General features: G+C 55.0%; 17 protein-coding genes. 9 read left to right on the forward strand and 8 right to left on the reverse strand.

The annotated features are described in order from the left end of the window. The first annotated feature begins 170 nt into the window (after nucleotides 1–170). From QFX05_RS05455 to pknB, 7 genes are read left to right on the forward strand one after another with little or no spacing between them, the layout of a single operon-like run. Nucleotides 171–1,034 carry a DUF3662 and FHA domain-containing protein gene (locus tag QFX05_RS05455; protein WP_279741609.1) on the forward strand — a complete coding sequence of 288 codons (864 nt, stop codon included), beginning with the start codon at nucleotides 171–173 and terminating at the stop codon, nucleotides 1,032–1,034. After that, on the forward strand, nucleotides 1,034–1,498 hold the full coding sequence (locus QFX05_RS05460; protein ID WP_279741610.1) for an FHA domain-containing protein FhaB/FipA: 465 nt from the start codon (nucleotides 1,034–1,036) through the stop codon (nucleotides 1,496–1,498). Before QFX05_RS05455 ends, QFX05_RS05460 begins: the two co-directional genes overlap by 1 nt. Before the next feature lie 3 nt (nucleotides 1,499–1,501). After that, nucleotides 1,502–3,229, forward strand: a complete 1,728-nt coding sequence (locus tag QFX05_RS05465) for a PP2C family protein-serine/threonine phosphatase (RefSeq protein ID WP_279741611.1) — start codon at nucleotides 1,502–1,504, stop codon at nucleotides 3,227–3,229. Next, a complete protein-coding gene (locus QFX05_RS05470; protein ID WP_279741613.1) occupies nucleotides 3,222–4,682 on the forward strand; it encodes an FtsW/RodA/SpoVE family cell cycle protein in 1,461 nt (486 codons plus the stop codon). Before QFX05_RS05465 ends, QFX05_RS05470 begins: the two co-directional genes overlap by 8 nt. Next, nucleotides 4,675–6,114: a peptidoglycan D,D-transpeptidase FtsI family protein gene (locus QFX05_RS05475; protein WP_279741614.1), complete on the forward strand. Its 1,440-nt coding sequence runs from the start codon at nucleotides 4,675–4,677 to the stop codon at nucleotides 6,112–6,114. The genes QFX05_RS05470 and QFX05_RS05475 overlap by 8 nt, the downstream gene beginning before the upstream one ends. Continuing rightward, on the forward strand, nucleotides 6,111–7,856 hold the full coding sequence (locus QFX05_RS05480; protein ID WP_279741616.1) for a protein kinase domain-containing protein: 1,746 nt from the start codon (nucleotides 6,111–6,113) through the stop codon (nucleotides 7,854–7,856). Before QFX05_RS05475 ends, QFX05_RS05480 begins: the two co-directional genes overlap by 4 nt. Before the next feature lie 47 nt (nucleotides 7,857–7,903). After that, nucleotides 7,904–9,934 (forward strand): Stk1 family PASTA domain-containing Ser/Thr kinase, encoded by a 2,031-nt coding sequence (pknB, locus tag QFX05_RS05485; protein WP_279741617.1) that lies wholly within the window; start codon nucleotides 7,904–7,906, stop codon nucleotides 9,932–9,934. Nucleotides 9,935–10,119: 185 nt separating this feature from the next. Here pknB and QFX05_RS05490 read toward each other — a convergent pair whose 3' ends face one another. The 3 genes from QFX05_RS05490 to QFX05_RS05500 are packed head-to-tail and all read right to left on the reverse strand — an operon-like array spanning nucleotide 10,120 to nucleotide 11,698. After that, nucleotides 10,120–10,752, reverse strand: a complete 633-nt coding sequence (locus tag QFX05_RS05490) for an aminodeoxychorismate/anthranilate synthase component II (RefSeq protein WP_279741619.1) — start codon at nucleotides 10,750–10,752, stop codon at nucleotides 10,120–10,122. 15 nt (nucleotides 10,753–10,767) lie between these two features. Continuing rightward, complete coding sequence (locus QFX05_RS05495) at nucleotides 10,768–10,929, reverse strand: hypothetical protein (RefSeq protein ID WP_005507386.1); 162 nt, start codon at nucleotides 10,927–10,929, stop codon at nucleotides 10,768–10,770. Between the two features lie 19 nt (nucleotides 10,930–10,948). Then, complete coding sequence (locus QFX05_RS05500) at nucleotides 10,949–11,698, reverse strand: class E sortase (RefSeq protein WP_279741622.1); 750 nt, start codon at nucleotides 11,696–11,698, stop codon at nucleotides 10,949–10,951. A 159-nt stretch (nucleotides 11,699–11,857) separates the two neighbouring features. Here QFX05_RS05500 and QFX05_RS05505 point away from each other — a divergent pair, with 159 nt between their 5' ends. Further along, on the forward strand, nucleotides 11,858–12,172 hold the full coding sequence (locus QFX05_RS05505; RefSeq protein ID WP_279741624.1) for a cell division protein CrgA: 315 nt from the start codon (nucleotides 11,858–11,860) through the stop codon (nucleotides 12,170–12,172). A gap of 170 nt (nucleotides 12,173–12,342) precedes the next feature. On the opposite strand, the gene QFX05_RS05510 is transcribed toward QFX05_RS05505, so the two are convergent. After that, nucleotides 12,343–13,260: a LysR family transcriptional regulator ArgP gene (locus tag QFX05_RS05510; RefSeq protein ID WP_279741625.1), complete on the reverse strand. Its 918-nt coding sequence runs from the start codon at nucleotides 13,258–13,260 to the stop codon at nucleotides 12,343–12,345. Between the two features lie 203 nt (nucleotides 13,261–13,463). On the opposite strand from QFX05_RS05510, the gene QFX05_RS05515 reads away from it, so the two are divergent. After that, nucleotides 13,464–14,096 (forward strand): LysE/ArgO family amino acid transporter, encoded by a 633-nt coding sequence (locus QFX05_RS05515; protein WP_279741626.1) that lies wholly within the window; start codon nucleotides 13,464–13,466, stop codon nucleotides 14,094–14,096. Between the two features lie 23 nt (nucleotides 14,097–14,119). On the opposite strand, the gene QFX05_RS05520 is transcribed toward QFX05_RS05515, so the two are convergent. The 4 genes from QFX05_RS05520 to QFX05_RS05535 form a co-directional block, all read right to left on the reverse strand. Next, the gene (locus QFX05_RS05520) at nucleotides 14,120–14,458 is read right to left on the reverse strand and encodes a hypothetical protein (protein WP_279741627.1); all 339 of its coding nucleotides are present in this window, start codon (nucleotides 14,456–14,458) and stop codon (nucleotides 14,120–14,122) included. After that, nucleotides 14,394–15,437 (reverse strand): D-mannonate dehydratase, encoded by a 1,044-nt coding sequence (locus tag QFX05_RS05525; protein ID WP_279741628.1) that lies wholly within the window; start codon nucleotides 15,435–15,437, stop codon nucleotides 14,394–14,396. The genes QFX05_RS05520 and QFX05_RS05525 overlap by 65 nt, the downstream gene beginning before the upstream one ends. 178 nt (nucleotides 15,438–15,615) lie before the next feature. Beyond that, a complete protein-coding gene (locus QFX05_RS05530; RefSeq protein WP_279741629.1) occupies nucleotides 15,616–16,164 on the reverse strand; it encodes a GTPase in 549 nt (182 codons plus the stop codon). Nucleotides 16,165–16,173: 9 nt separating this feature from the next. Continuing rightward, a partial coding sequence (locus QFX05_RS05535; RefSeq protein WP_279741630.1) for a hypothetical protein occupies nucleotides 16,174–16,400 on the reverse strand: 227 nt, incomplete at its 5' end.

The following is a 16,400-nucleotide window of genomic DNA, read 5'->3' on the forward strand; positions in this document are numbered from 1 at the left end:
AAATGACGGGGTTCCAGAGCGATCGCGAGTGCATCACCTAAAATAGAATCGGGTGTGTTCTTTCACAGGGCACACAGCTAACGCACAGACACGCTCGTTAAACTAAGCCTTTCGGATAAAGACCGTTTGCGCGGTCTGTTCCTCGGAATGGTCGTTGAGAAGGAGGCGGCATGAAGTTTTTCGACAAGCTGGGAAAGCTGGAGCAAGGCATCGGTCGCACTGTCGGCCTTTCCAAGGGCTTCGGCACCTTTGCGAAGGCGGATGTTGCTAACCGCGTCCGTATCATGATGGATGACGAGTCCTATGTGGACGGCAGTGGCCGCACTATGGCTCCTAATGTCTATACTCTCCGTTTCGCACCGGTTGATTTCCCTCGCCTACGCGAGTGGGGCAACCCGTTCGCTGTTGAGCTGTGCGATTTGGCAATTTCGCACGCCCGCGCGCAGGGTTACACCTTGATTGGTGCAGTTCGCGTGACGTTCAACGTTCTTGATTCTCTCTCTGAGGGCGAGTTTGAGGTTGTTGCGACCTTCGAGCCGTTCTCTGTGCCGGAGGCTCCGGCATCCCCGTCTTTGCGTGGTGCTACTAACTATGCACCGGTGCGTCCGCCGCGTGAGTCTTCTTTGCCGACCCGCATTACGAAGCCGGCTGCTCAGCCGCCTCAGCCCCCGCAGCCTGCACAGTTGCAGACTCCTGTGGGTCGCCCAAGCATGCCTGTACCGCCCCCTGCAGCGGGTATTCCCCGTTTCTTCTTGGAGATTGAGGGTCGCATGCACCCGGTGGATCGTCTGCCATTTGTGCTGGGCCGCGGTTCTGATGCTGATCTTCGTCTGGATGATAAGGGCGTTTCTCGCCGTCACCTGCAGCTTTCGATGCAGGGTGGTGCGGTGGTCGCCTCCGATATGGGTTCTACTAATGGCACGCTGATTAATGGGGCGCCTTTACGTGCACCCGTGATGCTGGCGAACGGTTCACTGCTTCGCATGGGTAATACCCGCATCATTTTCCATAGTTCGACCGGAGGTGCCCGTTAATGGCGTCCGAACTGACTGTTACTATCCTTCGTTACGCTTTTCTGGCGCTCATCTGGTTCTTTGTTTTCCTGGTGGTTTCGGCTGCTCGCCGTGACCTTGGTTTGGGTAAGAACTATCGTGCGGCGCCGGTTAATGCGGTTCCGGAGGCTACCCATATTGCGCCTCCGCCGGCTCGTCCTTCGCAGCTTGTGATTACTACGGGGGTGCAGGCTGGCGCGATGATGCAGCTGGGTGATCACCCGATTATTATTGGTCGCGCTAATGACATTGAGGTGTCTCTGCAGGATGATTACGCCTCTGGCCGCCATGCGCGTCTGTTTCCTCAGGGTTCCCGCTGGTTCCTGGAGGATTTGAATTCTACTAATGGCACGTTCGTCAATAGCGAGCGTCTGACTCGTGCGACCGCGATTGAGCCCGGTGATGATTTCCGCGTTGGCGGTACCACCATGCAGTTGAGGGGCTAGTGTATGAAGATCGCTTTTCGTTTTGAGGCCCGCTCTGATACGGGTCTGAAACGCTCGAAGAATGATGACTCCGGCTACGGTGGTCGTTTCCTTGCTGTGGTTGCTGATGGTATGGGCGGTCACGTGGGCGGCGATGTTGCGTCGGCTACGACGGTTTTGAATTTGACTCCACTTGACCATCCTGACTTTGAGGATGGTACCGGTAGCGTTTATCTGGCTGATGAGATTCAGAGCGCGAACCTGATTATTAATGAGCTGGCAGCTAATGACCCTCAGCTGGCGGGTATGGGTACAACCTGTACTGCTCTGCTGATTGATGGTGATTGCATTGAGTTCGCCCATATTGGTGATTCGCGTGCGTATCGTCTGCGTTCGGGTGCTGACGGCGAGTTTGAGCAGATTTCTACTGACCATACATTTGTGCAGCGTCTGCTCAATGAGGGTCGTATTACCCCGCAGGAGGCGGAGAACCACCCTCATAAGAACGTGATTATGCGCGTTCTGGGTGATGTTGACGCGTCCCCTGAGCTGGAGTTGAAGACTCTGGACGCTGTTCCAGGCGAGCGCTGGGTGCTCTCTTCAGACGGTTTGGATGCTGTGGTGTCCCTGTCGGAGATTGAGCAGGTGATGCGTTCTACCGATGACCTGTCTGAGATTGCTGACATTCTGATTGCGATGACGTTGGAGCGCGGCGCTCCGGATAACGTCACGGTTGTGTCTCTGCAGGTGATTGACCGTGAGGTTCTGCCGGTGGATGAGCCGGTGGGTCCTTCGAGCCTGCCTGAGTCTGCTCTGCCTGATTCGATTGTGGTGGAGCAGGAAGTTAGCACGAACACTCAGAAGCTTCCCGAGGCGGCTACCACGGTTGAGGCTACTGAGGCCCTTTTGAGCGCAGGCAATGACGATGACTCAGATGATTTTCTTCCCCGCTCATTGCGTCGTTTCCGTCGTGCTCGTGACTTCTCTGGAACCCTGTTGCACAGTGGTTCTGGGGCCGTACGTCACTATATCGGCACGTACGATAATGCCGTGGATGCGGCTCTTACGAATGCTGCGATTTTGCGTAGCGAGTTGGGTTCCCGCCCGCATCAGCTGGTTGGTGCCGCTTCGGTGGCTACTGAGACCGGTATGATTCCGGCGGTTACTTCTCGTACCCTGGAGCATCGTGCGACGGTGGCTCAGCGTGTGCCGTTGAAGGTCGAGTCTGATGAGGCGACCCTGCCAGATGAGCTGGAGGAATTGATCGCTGAGGATACTGTGGAGCATTCTCGCCCGCGGTCTTGGTCGATTCGCCTGTTCATTACCCTGCTGATTGCCGCTATTTTGACGCTGGCTGCGTGGACCGGTCTGCGCTATGTGGAGCGTAGCTACTATGTGGGTGAGAGTGATGGCACGGTTGCGGTCTACAACGGTATTCCGCACGCATTGGGTCCGATTCGTCTTTCTCACGTGGTGGAGAATACTGATATTCAGACGAGTGAGCTAAGTGATCATACTCGTTCTTTGTTACGTAATGCGATTACGGCCAAGGACCTGGAGGATGCACATCAGATTGTGACTCGTTTGAAGACTCAGGCGGACCAGTCTCGTGAGAAAGCGGAGCAGGCTGTTGCTTCCGCTTCTGCGTCTATGTCGCCGTCTGCTTCTGTGGTGGTTCCGAGCACCAATCCGACTTCCGCGGCTCCTGTAGCACCTGAGCAGGCCGCTGAAGGTGGTGTGTCTAATGGCTAAGTTCTCGTTCCGTCGTGAGTCGGATGTGCCTCGGGCACGCCGTTTTACGGAGCTTTTCCTACTGGTTTTGGCGGTGGGTGTTGGCTCTTTCGGCATGTACCTGATTGATCCGGAGCACGCTTTTGATACATCGAAGAGCCAGTGGCTGCCGTGCACGGTGGTGCTGGGTACTGGTGCTCTTCTGATTCACCTGGTCATGCAGTTCCGCGCGCGTTATGCTGATCCGTTTATTCTGCCGCTAGTGGTGGCTCTGAACGGTATCGGTTTGACCATGATTTATCGTCTGGATCCGCAGATTGCGGCTCCGGTGGGTGATGGTCAGCTGATGTGGACCGGCGTGTCTATGGTGCTGTGCGCGATTATTGTGTTCGTGCTCAGAGATTACCGCGTGTTGCGTAAGGTCACGTACACCTCACTGGTGCTGTCGATGATTCTGCTCATCATGCCGTTGGTTCCGGGTCTGGGTATGGAGCTCAACGGTGCTCGTATTTGGATCCATATCGGTAACCGCACGTTCCAGCCGGGTGAGGTTGCGAAGATTACGCTGGCGATTTTCTTCGCCGGATATTTAGCTACGCACCGTGACCTGATTCTGGTGGCGGGCCGCCGCATCGGTCCTATCAATCTGCCGCGTCTGCGTGATTTGGCGCCGGTGTTCTTGGCGTGGATAGTGAGCCTGGGTGTTCTGGTGTTCCAAAAGGACCTTGGTTCGGCCATCATGTTCTTTGGCTTGTTCATGGCGATGTTGTACCTGTCGACCGGTCGTATTTCGTGGCTGGTGATTGCGGGTATCGGTATGGCTGTGGGTGGCTATTTTGCATACCACTATGTCTCGCATGTGCACGCTCGTATTTATGCGTGGGTCCACGCTTTTGATCCAGAGATTTACCAGGCGTCTCCTGGTGGTTCGGGTCAGATTCTGCAGGGCGTTTTTGGTCTGGCTTATGGCGGTCTTTTTGGCCGCGGTTGGGGTCAGGGCCGAGCGAACCTCGTCCCGTACGCTAACTCAGACATGATTATTTCCTCCTTGGGTGAGGAGCTGGGCTTGGTGGGTCTGGGCGCCATCCTGATGATGTTCATGCTCTTGGTTTCGCGTGGTTACCGCGCAGCGTTGGGTACTCGTGATGGTTTCGGTAAGCTGCTGGCTGCTGGCCTGTCCACAGTTATGGTTCTGCAGCTGTTCGTGGTGATTGGCGGCGTGACTCGCTTGATCCCGCTGACTGGTCTGACAACTCCGTTTATGTCAGCCGGTGGCTCCTCGTTGGTGGCTAACTGGATAATTGTGGCGCTATGGTTGTCTATTTCTCATAGTGCCCGCGCACCTCACCTGGTGGCTGGTTATGATGCTCCGCAGGGTATTGACCATGCGGACACTAGCTACGAGCCGGAGGGTGCTACTAGCGTTCTGGCGCGTATTACGGCTAAGGATTCTGGAGGTGAGAAGAATGGATAGGGCTATTCGCCGCATGTGGATGTCTGCCGCGTGCGTGTTTGTTCTGCTGATGGGTACCCTCAGCTATATTCAGTTCTTCGATTCGAAGACTCTGATGAATAATCAGTGGAATTCTCGAGCGCTCTACGACAATTACGGTTCGGCACGCGGTTCGATCGTGGTTGATGGTACGGAGATTGCTTCGTCGGTGAAATCCGACGATGAGTACAACTACCAGCGTGTGTATAACCACCCGCTTAAGTATGCGGCTCTGACGGGTTATTTCTCCACGATTTATGGCGCGACGGGCCTGGAAGCTGCACTGGATAAGGAACTTGCCGGCACGAGCGACAGCCAGTTCTATGACCGTGTGGCGCAGCTGTTTAGTGGTTCTTCTACGCAGGGCGCTAGCGTGGAGCTGACGATTAATTCGAAGCTTCAAGATATTGCGTATAGCGCTCTGCAGGGCCGTAAGGGCGCTGTGGTGGCAATGAACCCGAAGACCGGTGAGATTCTGGCGATGGCTTCTTCGCCGTCCTATAATCCGAATCTTCTGTCTGCTCATACGAGCTCTTCGGTTTTGGCGAATTATCAGGCACTGACTTCTGACGAGGACAGCCCCCTGTTCAACCGTGCGATTGCCGGTAATACCTATTCACCAGGTTCGACGTTCAAGATTATTGATGCGGTGGCAGCACTGGAGTCCGGCAAGTACAACGCGTCTTCGGTCATTGCGAATCCCGCCCAATTGCCTCTGCCGGGTACGAACATTAGCCTGCCGAACTATACCGGCGGTCAGTGTTCGACCCGCACTCAGGCGACAATTGAGTGGGCTTTAGCTCAGTCCTGTAATACGCCGTTTGCGCAGATTGCGATGGACTTGGGTCAGGAGCGTATCGCGAAGACCGCTGAGAATTTTGGTTACGGCCAGGATTTGAAGATTCCTTTGACGGTTTCTAAATCGTCTTTCCCGTCGAATCTGACGCAGAGCCAGCTGGCTCAGTCAGCGATTGGTCAGTACGACGTGAAGACCACTCCGTTGCAGGTGGCGATGACTTCTGCGGCGATTGCAAATGGCGGCGTGCAGATGAAGCCAAACCTGATTCGTTCGGTGAAGACCAGCAACCTGAGCACTTTGCAGGAGTTCTCTCCTGAGAAGCTGCGTACGTCCACTAGCCCTGAAATTGCTAAGCAGGTGAAGCAGTGGATGGTGAATGCGGTTGATAATGGTATTGCACGTAATGCAGGTGTCTCCGGTGTGAAGGTGGCTGGTAAGACAGGTACCGCGGAGACTACGGCAGGTTTGAATAATTCTTGGTTTACCGGTTTCGCGCCGGCTGATGATCCTCAGATTGCGATTGCTGTGGTCTACGAGGATATTGACGTGGCGACCGGTGCCCAACTGGCAACCAGTACTAGTAAGCAACTCTTTGAGGCGGTGTTGAACAAGTGAGGCCTGCGGCTGATATCACTTTGGGCGGGCGCTACACCCTAACCGAACGTATCGCAATTGGCGGTATGGGTGAGGTGTGGAAAGCTCGCGACAAGGTGCTTGGACGCATCGTTGCGGTCAAGATCCTCAAGGAGGAGTACACCGGTGACCCGGGCTTCTTGGAGCGTTTCCGCGCTGAGGCCCGTAATACGGCGCTATTGAACCACCCCGGCGTAGCGAATGTTTTCGACTACGGTGAGGAGGACAACTCTGCGTACCTGGTCATGGAGCTGGTGCCGGGGAACCCGCTCTCTAGCATCATCGAGCATGAGACTACTCTGCCGCCTGATCGTATTCTGAACTTCATTGCTCAGACTGCTCGTGCGCTGGCTGCGGCTCATTCGCAGGGCCTGGTGCATCGTGACGTAAAGCCCGGTAACCTTATCATCACTCCGGATAATCGTGTGAAGGTGACCGATTTCGGTATTGCTCGTCTGGCTAATCAGGTGCCGTTGACGGCTACCGGCCAGGTAATGGGTACCGCCCAGTATTTGGCACCGGAGCAGGCGACCGGTCAGGCAGCTACTCCCTCTTCGGATATGTACTCGTTGGGCATTATTGGTTATGAGTGCCTGGTGGGTCGCCGTCCGTTTACGGGTGAGTCGCAGATTGCGATTGCATTGGCTCAGGTGAATGATCCGCCGCCGCCGCTTCCGGAGACCATCCCGGGTCCTGCTCGTGCACTGATTATGTGTCTTTTGGCGAAGGACCCGGCTCAGCGTCCTAAGGATGCGACCGCTCTGGCGTCTGCGGTGGATGCGATTCGTCGCCGCGACCTGAAGGCTGCGGTGAAGGCTGTTCCTTCTCTGGCTCAGTTCTTGGCTGAGGAGAACGCTGATGACGCTACTATCGCAATGACCGCTATGGATGTTGCGGCTGAACCGATTAGCGCTTCTTCTACTCCGCGTTTCGGTTCTGGCGGTCGTTTCTCGCCGGAGCCGACGACGGCGCCAATTCCTCGTACGAGTGAGCAGACGATGCGCCCCATGTCTGGTCGTGTGAAGTCTACTCCTGCTCCTGCAGCGAAGCGTGGTCCGAACGTGTGGATGTGGGTTGCTCTGCTGCTGGCAATTGTGCTGATTATTGGTGGTATTTGGACGGTCCTTTCTTCTAATAATGGTGGCGGTTCGCCTGATTCGGTTCCGAGCGCTTCTTCGTCTGTTGTTCCGACGAACACGGGTACCGTTTCTACGGTGGAGCCAACTGATTCTGCTTCTGCCTCTGGCGCAAAGCAGAAGGTGACTGTCAATGCGATTAACTATGAGGGTCGCGAACTGCAGGATGCGGTGAACGAGCTGAAGAATCTGGGTTTGTCTCCCAAGACTGAGGGCATTGAGTCGACTCAGCCGGAGAACACGGTGATTTCGGTTTCTCCGACGGGTACTTTGGATCAGGGTAATAGCGTGACTGTTCGCTATTCGACCGGTCCGAAGTCGGTGACTTTGCCGTCGAACCTTGAGGGTAAGAACGTGGATGAGGCATCGAAGGCTGTTGCTGCTTTGGGTGTGAATGTTTCTCTGCATTATGAGAATTCGGACACTGCAGCTCCCGGTACGGTGCTTCGTACTACCCCGTCGTCTGGCACCAAGGTTACGGTTGGTAGTAATGTAGACATGTATGTGGCCTCTTCCAGCTCGGGTAGGGGATCTAGTGCAAGCGCTTCGGCTTCACGGTCTGCGTCGGCTTCTGCGTCGGCGCGTTAGCCCCTACATTTTGATTTAGTTTTAGTCTTAGTGATCCAGGAGAACTTATGGACCTGTCGGTTCCCGACACGGTTGATAACCGTTACAAGGTACTCGAGGTAATCGGTACCGGTGCAATGGCAACCGTTTATGCTGCTGAGGATACTCGCCTTGGCCGCAAGGTTGCGCTTAAGATTCTGCGCCCGGAGCAGGCCCAGGACGATACGTTCCGCGCACGCTTTAAGCGTGAGGCGGAGGCGGTGGCGTCTCTGAACAATCCTGCGATTGTTGCTGTCTATGACACCGGTTCGTATAACCCCTCTCAGGAGGGTAAGGAGTCTGCTTCTTCGGAAGAGGGCCCCGCTATTCCTTATATTGTGATGGAGTACGTGGAGGGTCATACACTGCGTTCCATCCTGTCCCGTGGCGGTCACCCGCCGGTCCGTGATGCTTTGGGTTATTCCGAGCAGTTGCTGGGTGCTTTACAGTACAGCCACTCAATGGGCATTATTCACCGCGATATTAAGCCCGCAAATATAATGGTGCTGGACCGCACTAGCGAGGATATCGCTAAGGGTCAGCCTGGCCAGATTAAGGTCATGGATTTCGGTATTTCCCGTGCCATCGAGGAGGCTGGCGAGGCCCTAACCAAGGCTAACGTGGTGATGGGTAGCGCACGCTACATGTCCCCTGAGCAGGTCAGTGGCAAGAATGTTGATGCACGCAGCGATTTGTACTCTGCTGCTTGTGTGATTTACGAGATGATTGCTGGTCATTCTCCGTTCGATGCTGAGTCGAATGTTGACCTGGCGGCTAAGCATCTCTCTGACGCTCCTGAGCCTCCGAGCAAGTTCACTCCGCTTGAGGTTCCGGCGGGTCTGGATGCCATCATTCTGAAGGGTCTGGCAAAGAACCCAGATGAGCGTTATCAGAGCGCAGCTGAGTTCGCTCAGGCTCTAGTTTCGGTTGTTCGCCCGGGTGAAGAGACCGTGGTTCAGGATGCAGCAATGACTACTGCTTTTGTTCCTTCGGCGGCTACTGCTTCCTTAGGTGAGGATTACGCCCCGTACACCACCTCGATTACTGAGGCTTCGGTGGAAGACGGCGGCCTCAACGGCTTCTTCGAGTATGAAGACGATGAGGAGCTGTACGATGATGAGGAATACGCGGAATACGATGAGTCTTCGCCGCGTAAGCGTGCGTGGGTTCGTTTCCTCGTGGGTACTCTGATTGCGGCTCTGTTGGTCTTCAGCGTCGGCTCGGTGCTGTACTACCAGAACAAGCTCAATGAGATTCCGCAGGTTTCAGTTCCGGCTGTGGTAAATGTTTCACGAGATGATGCCGAGAATCAGCTGCGTAACCTGGGCTTCGTGCTGGAGTACCGTCAGGGCTACTCGGACAACATCAAGAAGGGTGACGTTATCAGCGTTGAGCCGGGTGTTGGTTCTAAGGTTGATAAGGGCTCAACCGTTATTGTGACTGTTTCGAACGGTCCAGAGAAGGTTAAGCTACCGGGTAACCTACAAGGTCAGAGTGAGGCGTATGTCCGTAACACTCTGAAGGACCTGGGACTGGTGGATGGCCGTGTTACCACCGTGGAGAGCGCTTCTGTTCCTGCGGGTATGGTTGTGGAGCTTTCGCCGGAGAAGGGCTCGACCGATGATAAGGGTGTTCAGACCGTTGAGGCTGGTAGCACCGTAAACATCGTCCTGTCCTCCGGTAAGGTGAAGGTCCCCTCGTTGGTGGGTCTGACCAAGGACCAGGCGATTGCTGCTCTGACCGCTCAGGATGTTCTACTGAACACTAACATTGAGACTGTTCAGACTAACGAGCGTCCTGCGGGCACTGTGCTTTCGCAGAGCTCTGCAGCGGGTACTCTGGTAGCTCAGAACAGCACGGTGACGATCCGTGTGGCTGCTACTCCGACTGCTGCGGCAGCTACTCCGACTGCTGCAGCAGCAAATAACCGTCCTTCAGGTTCAGCTTCGGCGCCTGTGGCACCGACTGCTTCTGCTTCTGCATCTACCCGTACGATTCAGAGCAATAACGCGAACGCCAATGCGAACAACGCTAATAACACTAATGCGAATACCCGCTAAGGGGTTCTAACGACTAACCAAAAGGGGCGGCACTCCACACCAAACGGTGTGGGGTGCCGCCCCTTTTTGTATACATGGCTTCGGGTTAGGAAGTGTGTGAGGGTAAAGTTATCGCCTCCAGTTTCCCTATAGTATGTCTACTACGGGGCTTCTAGAGGCGATATAAACAGTTGAGGGCGGCTTTACTAAGCCATGAGGGGTGAGAGGCTCTTAGCGCGCTCTGCGGCTCCCTGCAGGCCAGTTTCTTCGAGCCAGTTGCCGAGCATGAGGTATCCGCTTTCGGTCAGGACCGATTCAGGATGGAACTGCACCCCGTGCATGGGGGCTTCGCGGTGGCGCAGACCCATAATGATGCCGTTGTCGGTGGTGGAGGTGGTTTCCAGGATCTCGTGCATGGTTTCGGGTACGACTGCCAGGGAGTGATAGCGGGTCGCGGTGAAGGGGTTGGGCACATCTTTGAATACGGAGACGTTCTCGTGCACGAGGCGGGAGGTCTTGCCGTGCATGAGTTCGGGAGCATGGGTAACGGTGCCACCGAATGCCTCCGCGATGGCTTGGTGGCCAAGGCATACACCCAATAGAGGTTTCTTCGCTTCAGCTGCCCAGCGAATAGTGTCAATGATAACGCCTGCTTCTGCAGGGGCGCCGGGGCCCGGGGAGACGAGCACGCCGTCGTGTTCTTCGGCGAGCTTGATGACGGCGTCAAGTTCATATTCGTCATTACGGATGACGGTGGTTTCAGCGCCGAGCTGCTGAATGTAGCCGACTAGAGTGAAGACGAAACTGTCGTAGTTGTCGATGACAAGGATGCGGGTCATGGCACGTCCTTAGCACTAATGGTTGATGGTGACGTTCAAGTTGAAGGGGCCGTACTCTGCGAAGTGGGGGAAGACGAATTCCATGAGCAGGTAGACTACGGCGAGTATCAGCACAATAGCGATGATGATGCGAACCCACAGGGGGCCGGGGAGGTGACGGAAAATCCATGCATACATCTGCTTTTCCTCTCTGTTTTTAGGATCCTGCGACGGAGGCGGCAATTTCTGCGGGCGCTCCGGCTGCGGCGGGCCGCCAGGATTCAAGGCGGGCGTGGACAATGTATCGTTCGGTGTCACCGTAGCGCGGGTGGCAGGTGGTGAGCGTCAGAAGGCGCTCGGTGGGTGCTACACCAGGCTGTCCGGGGACGGGTTCGATAACTTCTACCTGGTCGGGCTGCACGATTTCGTGGCTGTAGACGGTGTAGGTGTAGTAGCCGTCTTTGGTGCGCACGTAGATGTGGTCGCCTTCGGTGAGCAGGTCAATGTCGTTGAGGACTTTACCGCGGGTTTGGCGGTGGCCTGCGAGGGAGAAGTTGCCAATCTGTCCGGGCATGGCGCTTCCTTCGTAATGGCCGAGTCCGAGGGAGTCGAGCACGTCGGAGCTGGTGCCCTGGGTGGCGGGGCGCTGGTAGTCGGATCCGAACTTGGGGATGTAGACGATGCCGAAGACTTCACCGTGGCCGGGTTCACTCAGACCTGCGGGAGGGGTGTTGGGATCCCAGTTGGGTAGGGGTTCGGCGGGGGTGGAGTCAAATTCCTGGACGAGGGTGCTGACGGCTTGGGATTGGGTGCGGTCAGCGTCGATGTTGGTCCACCAGAGCTGCCATGCGACGAAGAGCAGTAGCAGCAAGCCGACGGTGATAAGGAGTTCGCCTGTAATCTGGATAATCCAGCGCAGCACGGTGCGGGGGTGGCGCTCTGCGGTGGGTGCCGTTCCTTGGCTCATGCGTTCTCCTTTGTCCTTTGGGTTGTGTATGTTCTTGGGTGCCGGGTGGCGTTCCTTATCTTTCAACGCACGGAGAAGGTGAAATCATCCCGTAAGTCTGCAAAGATAGGTGTGAACATATATTTTTAGGTTACCCATACAACAATAAGCGGAGGAAGTATGTCGACCAACTCGGCTAAGGTATCGTCCAAGAAGAAGTCTCAGAAGTCTGCTAAGTCTGAGGTGGAGGATGCGAGCGAGCTGCGTCTGCGTGAGATTGCTCGTGAGATGGAGAGCGGCACGCAGCTGAAGGAGCAGACTCCGTTGTGGTACCGCGTCATTATGTTCTCGCTGTTGGCGGTGGGCATTCTGTGGATTATTGTTTTCTACATTACGCAGGGCCTGTTTCCGATTCCTGATATGGGTATGTGGAATGTGAGTGTTGGTGTGGGCGCCATGATGGCGAGCATGCTGATGATGACTCGCTGGCGTTAGATCTTATATAGAGGCGGCCGTCCCGTGTGGGGTAGCCGCCTCTATATGTGTCTTGGGGTATTGAGAGTTTTATTACCCGGTTCTTATATTCTTATATAAACATATAATCTAGTCAGACTTATATTTTTAATATTTTGAGTTAAGTTTAGCATCATGAACCAAGGAACCCTTTAGTAGATTAGGTCGCCTCGTGCCGCTTCGTGGACGCGCCTGGTTACGGTCTCCATGACGGGCGAGTTGATGTTCCAGCGCTGCCAGTAGAGAGGGAATTCTACAGGGGTTGTGGCGAGCTTCACGAGGTGTCCGCTTTCCAGTTCTTCGGCGCATTGCGCCTCAGGAATGAGGCCCCAGGCAATACCGGAGCTGACGGCACGTGCATAGTCCGGAGATGAGGGAATATAGATGGTGGGACTTTGGATGAAGGTTTCTTCGGCCTCCAGACCTACCTCTTTTTCAATGAGGGCTCGTGCTATATCCTGCACAAAGTCTTTACGGTCATATTCGACAACAGGGGCACGATTGAGCTCTTCGTGGCTCATGGTCTTGGGCCAACCGGGTAGATATCGCTGTATATAGTCGGGGGTGGCAACGCACCAGTAGCGTGCCACGCCGAGGGTCTCGACGGAGCAGCCGGGGATTTTTTCGGGCTTAGAAGTGATGACTGCCATGACTTCTCCGGATCGGAGCATGGCGGATGAGTGGAATTCGCCTTCTCGTCGCAGATCGCAGAAGATGCTGTCTTCGCGGCTGAGGGTTCCTACGGCATCGATGAACCAGGTGGCGAGTGAGTCAGCGTTGACGGCAATGGAGACGCTCTGGAAGCCACCGGCACCCATGAGCTCGCGTTCCATTTCTTGCTGCAGGAATGCGCTCTGCCGGGCGATGCGTAGCACGCTTTGTCCGGCGTCGGTAGGGGTGACGGGGTTACTTCGGCGTAGCAGGACCTTTCCGGCAATCTGCTCCATAGCTTTGATGCGTTGGGAGATGGCGGAGGGGCTCACTCGCAGGATATCTGCCGCCGCGTCGAAGGTGCCGTATTCGATGACGGTGGCGAAGGTGGTGAGCTGGTCGGTACTGAAACGTGTCATAAGAATATCTTACGCAATGTGAAAATATTTAGATAGATTTAGGGTCCTTTTTCGCGTATTCTCGTCTCTGGCACTTCACACTTCCGCTAACGCACTTTATCCCTGCATCACGAGCTTTCGCCTGGCAAGCTGTTATTAGAAGGAGCCACCACCCGCAATATCCACAAAGCCCGTACCGTTTTATCGACATAGAAAGTTTCACAATGTCCACTTCCCTGTCCCTGCTGTTTCTGGGTGCTACTACCACGATTTCTTTGGTGGCGGCTATTGGCGCCCAGGGAACTTATGTGCTGCGTCAGGGTATTTTGGGGCGGCATATTACCCCGATTATTATTTTCTGCATTCTGTCGGATGCTCTGATGATTGGCTTGGGCGTTGTGGGCCTGGGCGCTCTATTGGATGCGGCGCCGTGGTTTATTGAGGTATTCCGTTATGTGGGTGCGGTATTTTTGGCGTGGTTTGGTTTTGAGGCTGGCCGCCGCGTGTTTACTCCGCACTCCATCGTGGTCGATGATGCCGAGGGTAATTCTCAGTCGTTGAAGGCGGCTATGCTGACCACGGCGGCGGTGACATATTTGAATCCGCTGGCGTGGCTGGATACAACTATTCTTTTGGGGTCACTGGCGAATGCTCAGGGCGATCCTGGCCGTTGGTGGTACTACCTGGGCTGTAGCTGCGGTAGCCTGATCTGGTTTTTGATGCTGGGGTATGGTTCGCGTCTGTTGCGTCCGCTCTTTGCGCGCCCTTCAGCGTGGCGTTTTTTGGACGGTGCGACGGCTCTTCTGATGGCGTACCTGGTGTTCAACCTGCTGACGTTGAACCTATCTACCCATTAGCTTTTACCCCCTGACCTGCTTCTTTATACTTTGCCAACCTCTTTTTTGGTGCTCTTCTCCTCTTCGAAGGGTAAGAGCACTTCGTTTTTGGGCATGATGAGCAGACCCAAGTAGATATCGCGAATGATCAGGATGTGCTTAATCCGCTCAATCATGGGCTTGAGGAAGCTTCGGGCGTACTTTTCGTCGCTACTGGTGGTTGCAACGAAGCTGAGCCCGGAGAACACGGCAACGATCATGGACACCTTGATAACAACGGCGTTGATATTGGTGTCTACGCTGAGGATTTTGAGGTGTTCAGGTTTGACGGTCATCCAGGATTCGATGGTGATATCGCTGATGGCGATGGATAAGAATCCCATGAAGAATCCGAAGACGAGTAGCATGAAGAGGGTCGCCTGGATAATCTGCCCAATCATGGGGATGATGATGAGGTTGCTCCAGGGCGCGATTTTGAGGGGTCGGTGTTCGAGGATTTTCTTCTCTTCGACCCAGTCTTGGGGTGGTGTTCCAGATTTCGCCTTCGAGGGCTGCGGCATGCTCGTAGTCACTGTCGCTAAAGTGTGCGATGTCATCGTCCCTGTAGCGCCCCAGCAGGCGCGCTGTGCGCTCCAGGGAGGTCGTAACGACCACGAACATGGCGAGTAGTCCCATGAGGCCCAGAACCGCCCAGGTGCGCGGGAAGCTGAGTCTGTTGGCAAGCTTCCAGAGGTCTGCGTTCACGAAGATGAAGAGTACAGACACCATGAGCACGGGCAGTACTTTCGCAATCATGGGCGGCAGAGAGGCAAGCTGGTGGATGGCGTGCTTGAGCGACCAGCCGAGTATAGTATCTACGTCCAGGAAGATGGCGAGGTAGATTCCGATAACAATAAGCGGGAAGACTTGGCCACCGTCGTAGACTAAGTCGAAACCTTCAAGAGCATTGGTTTCGAAGATGCTTGTGGTGAAGAGTATTCCGGTTGCGAGTACTTTGAAAGACCCCAGGGTGGTTTGTGCCCATCGTGGGGTGCGGACCATGAGCTTGTGGGTTAGAGCGATGAGCACCCCGGAGATGACCGGCATAACGAGGAAAATCCCGCCGAGTACGAGCATTGAGAGTACTTCGTTTCTGAGGGCGTTATCGCTTGTGAGAGCTTTGATGTAGTCCGGTAGGGAGCCATTCGCGTCCTCTACTAGCATGAGGAGAATGTCGCGCAGGAAGATATAGCAGATGTGCATGATGCCAGCCCACAGGATCCACGGCACGGAGCGTGGGAACGCATCGAGAGCACGTTGACATGCAGGAATGATGAGGGGTGCACCCTGTTTACGGAACCATATATTACTCTGCTTCAGCATGTCGGCCCTAGTGTAGTGCTGAGTGGTGTAATGCTGAGATTGCACCGCTTCTGCAGTGGCTTTAGCACGCAGTCGCGCCCAGATAGGGCGTGCGTCCTTCTACTGCGGGATGTTCTGGTCCTGTGTACTCATGACATACCACTCTACAGGGTGAGATCTCTCTTTTACTCGCGAGTACCTATATTTCTTCCTTCTGGAGTTCTGCCCCAATAAAGCGGCTATAGGCACCCATGAGTAGCACAGCTGCTTCTTCGTGTTCCTCGTAGATACCTAGCTCCTCGTCTTCACTACCCGTGTATGTGCCGCTACTAATTTCGAGCAGGGATAACGGTCCTTCTGCGGTCTCCGGGGCTAGAGCATCCAGGATGAAGCTCAGGGTTTCTTCTGATTCTTCAGCTACTCCCATGAGTCGCCCCATGTGTGTACCCGGGTAGGGTGCGATCGTGAGGACGTCTTCGTTCTCGCATTGGACAATACGTGCCACAGGAACTATATCCCCGTCTGCGGTCTCTTCGAGCAGTAGCTCAGTAGAGAGATCGATATGGCTCTCCTCGCTCTGTAGGAGCTGTCTGGGCCACCAGAGATGGATGTATTCGGTCAGCGCTGCCCAGGCTTCGTGAGGCTCCAGCGTGCTCTCTACGTAGAGGGCTGCCGCTCGTTCTTCACCGTTGTGTTGGCGCTGCTGATCGACTGGCTCTGGTGCGTGGGAAAACATGGGGTAGTGCATGGTTCTACTCTATCCCAGTGTGTCTGTGGAGAGCATTCTTTCTTGTAGACAAAGCTTCGTAGACAAGCCTCTGAGGACATAAAAAAGGGGCAGACCCGTATGGATCTGCCCCTTTTTAGCTTTAGCTGTTAAAGCAAAAGAGCCCACGCAAGCGCGGCTCTTTTTATTGCCTATTGGATTATTATCCAAAAACCATACAGTGAACGCAAACAACAAACAACTTCCTGAAAAGTAAG

The sequence above is a fragment of the Rothia similimucilaginosa genome (assembly GCF_029850875.1).
Classification (GTDB): Bacteria; Actinomycetota; Actinomycetes; order Actinomycetales; family Micrococcaceae; genus Rothia.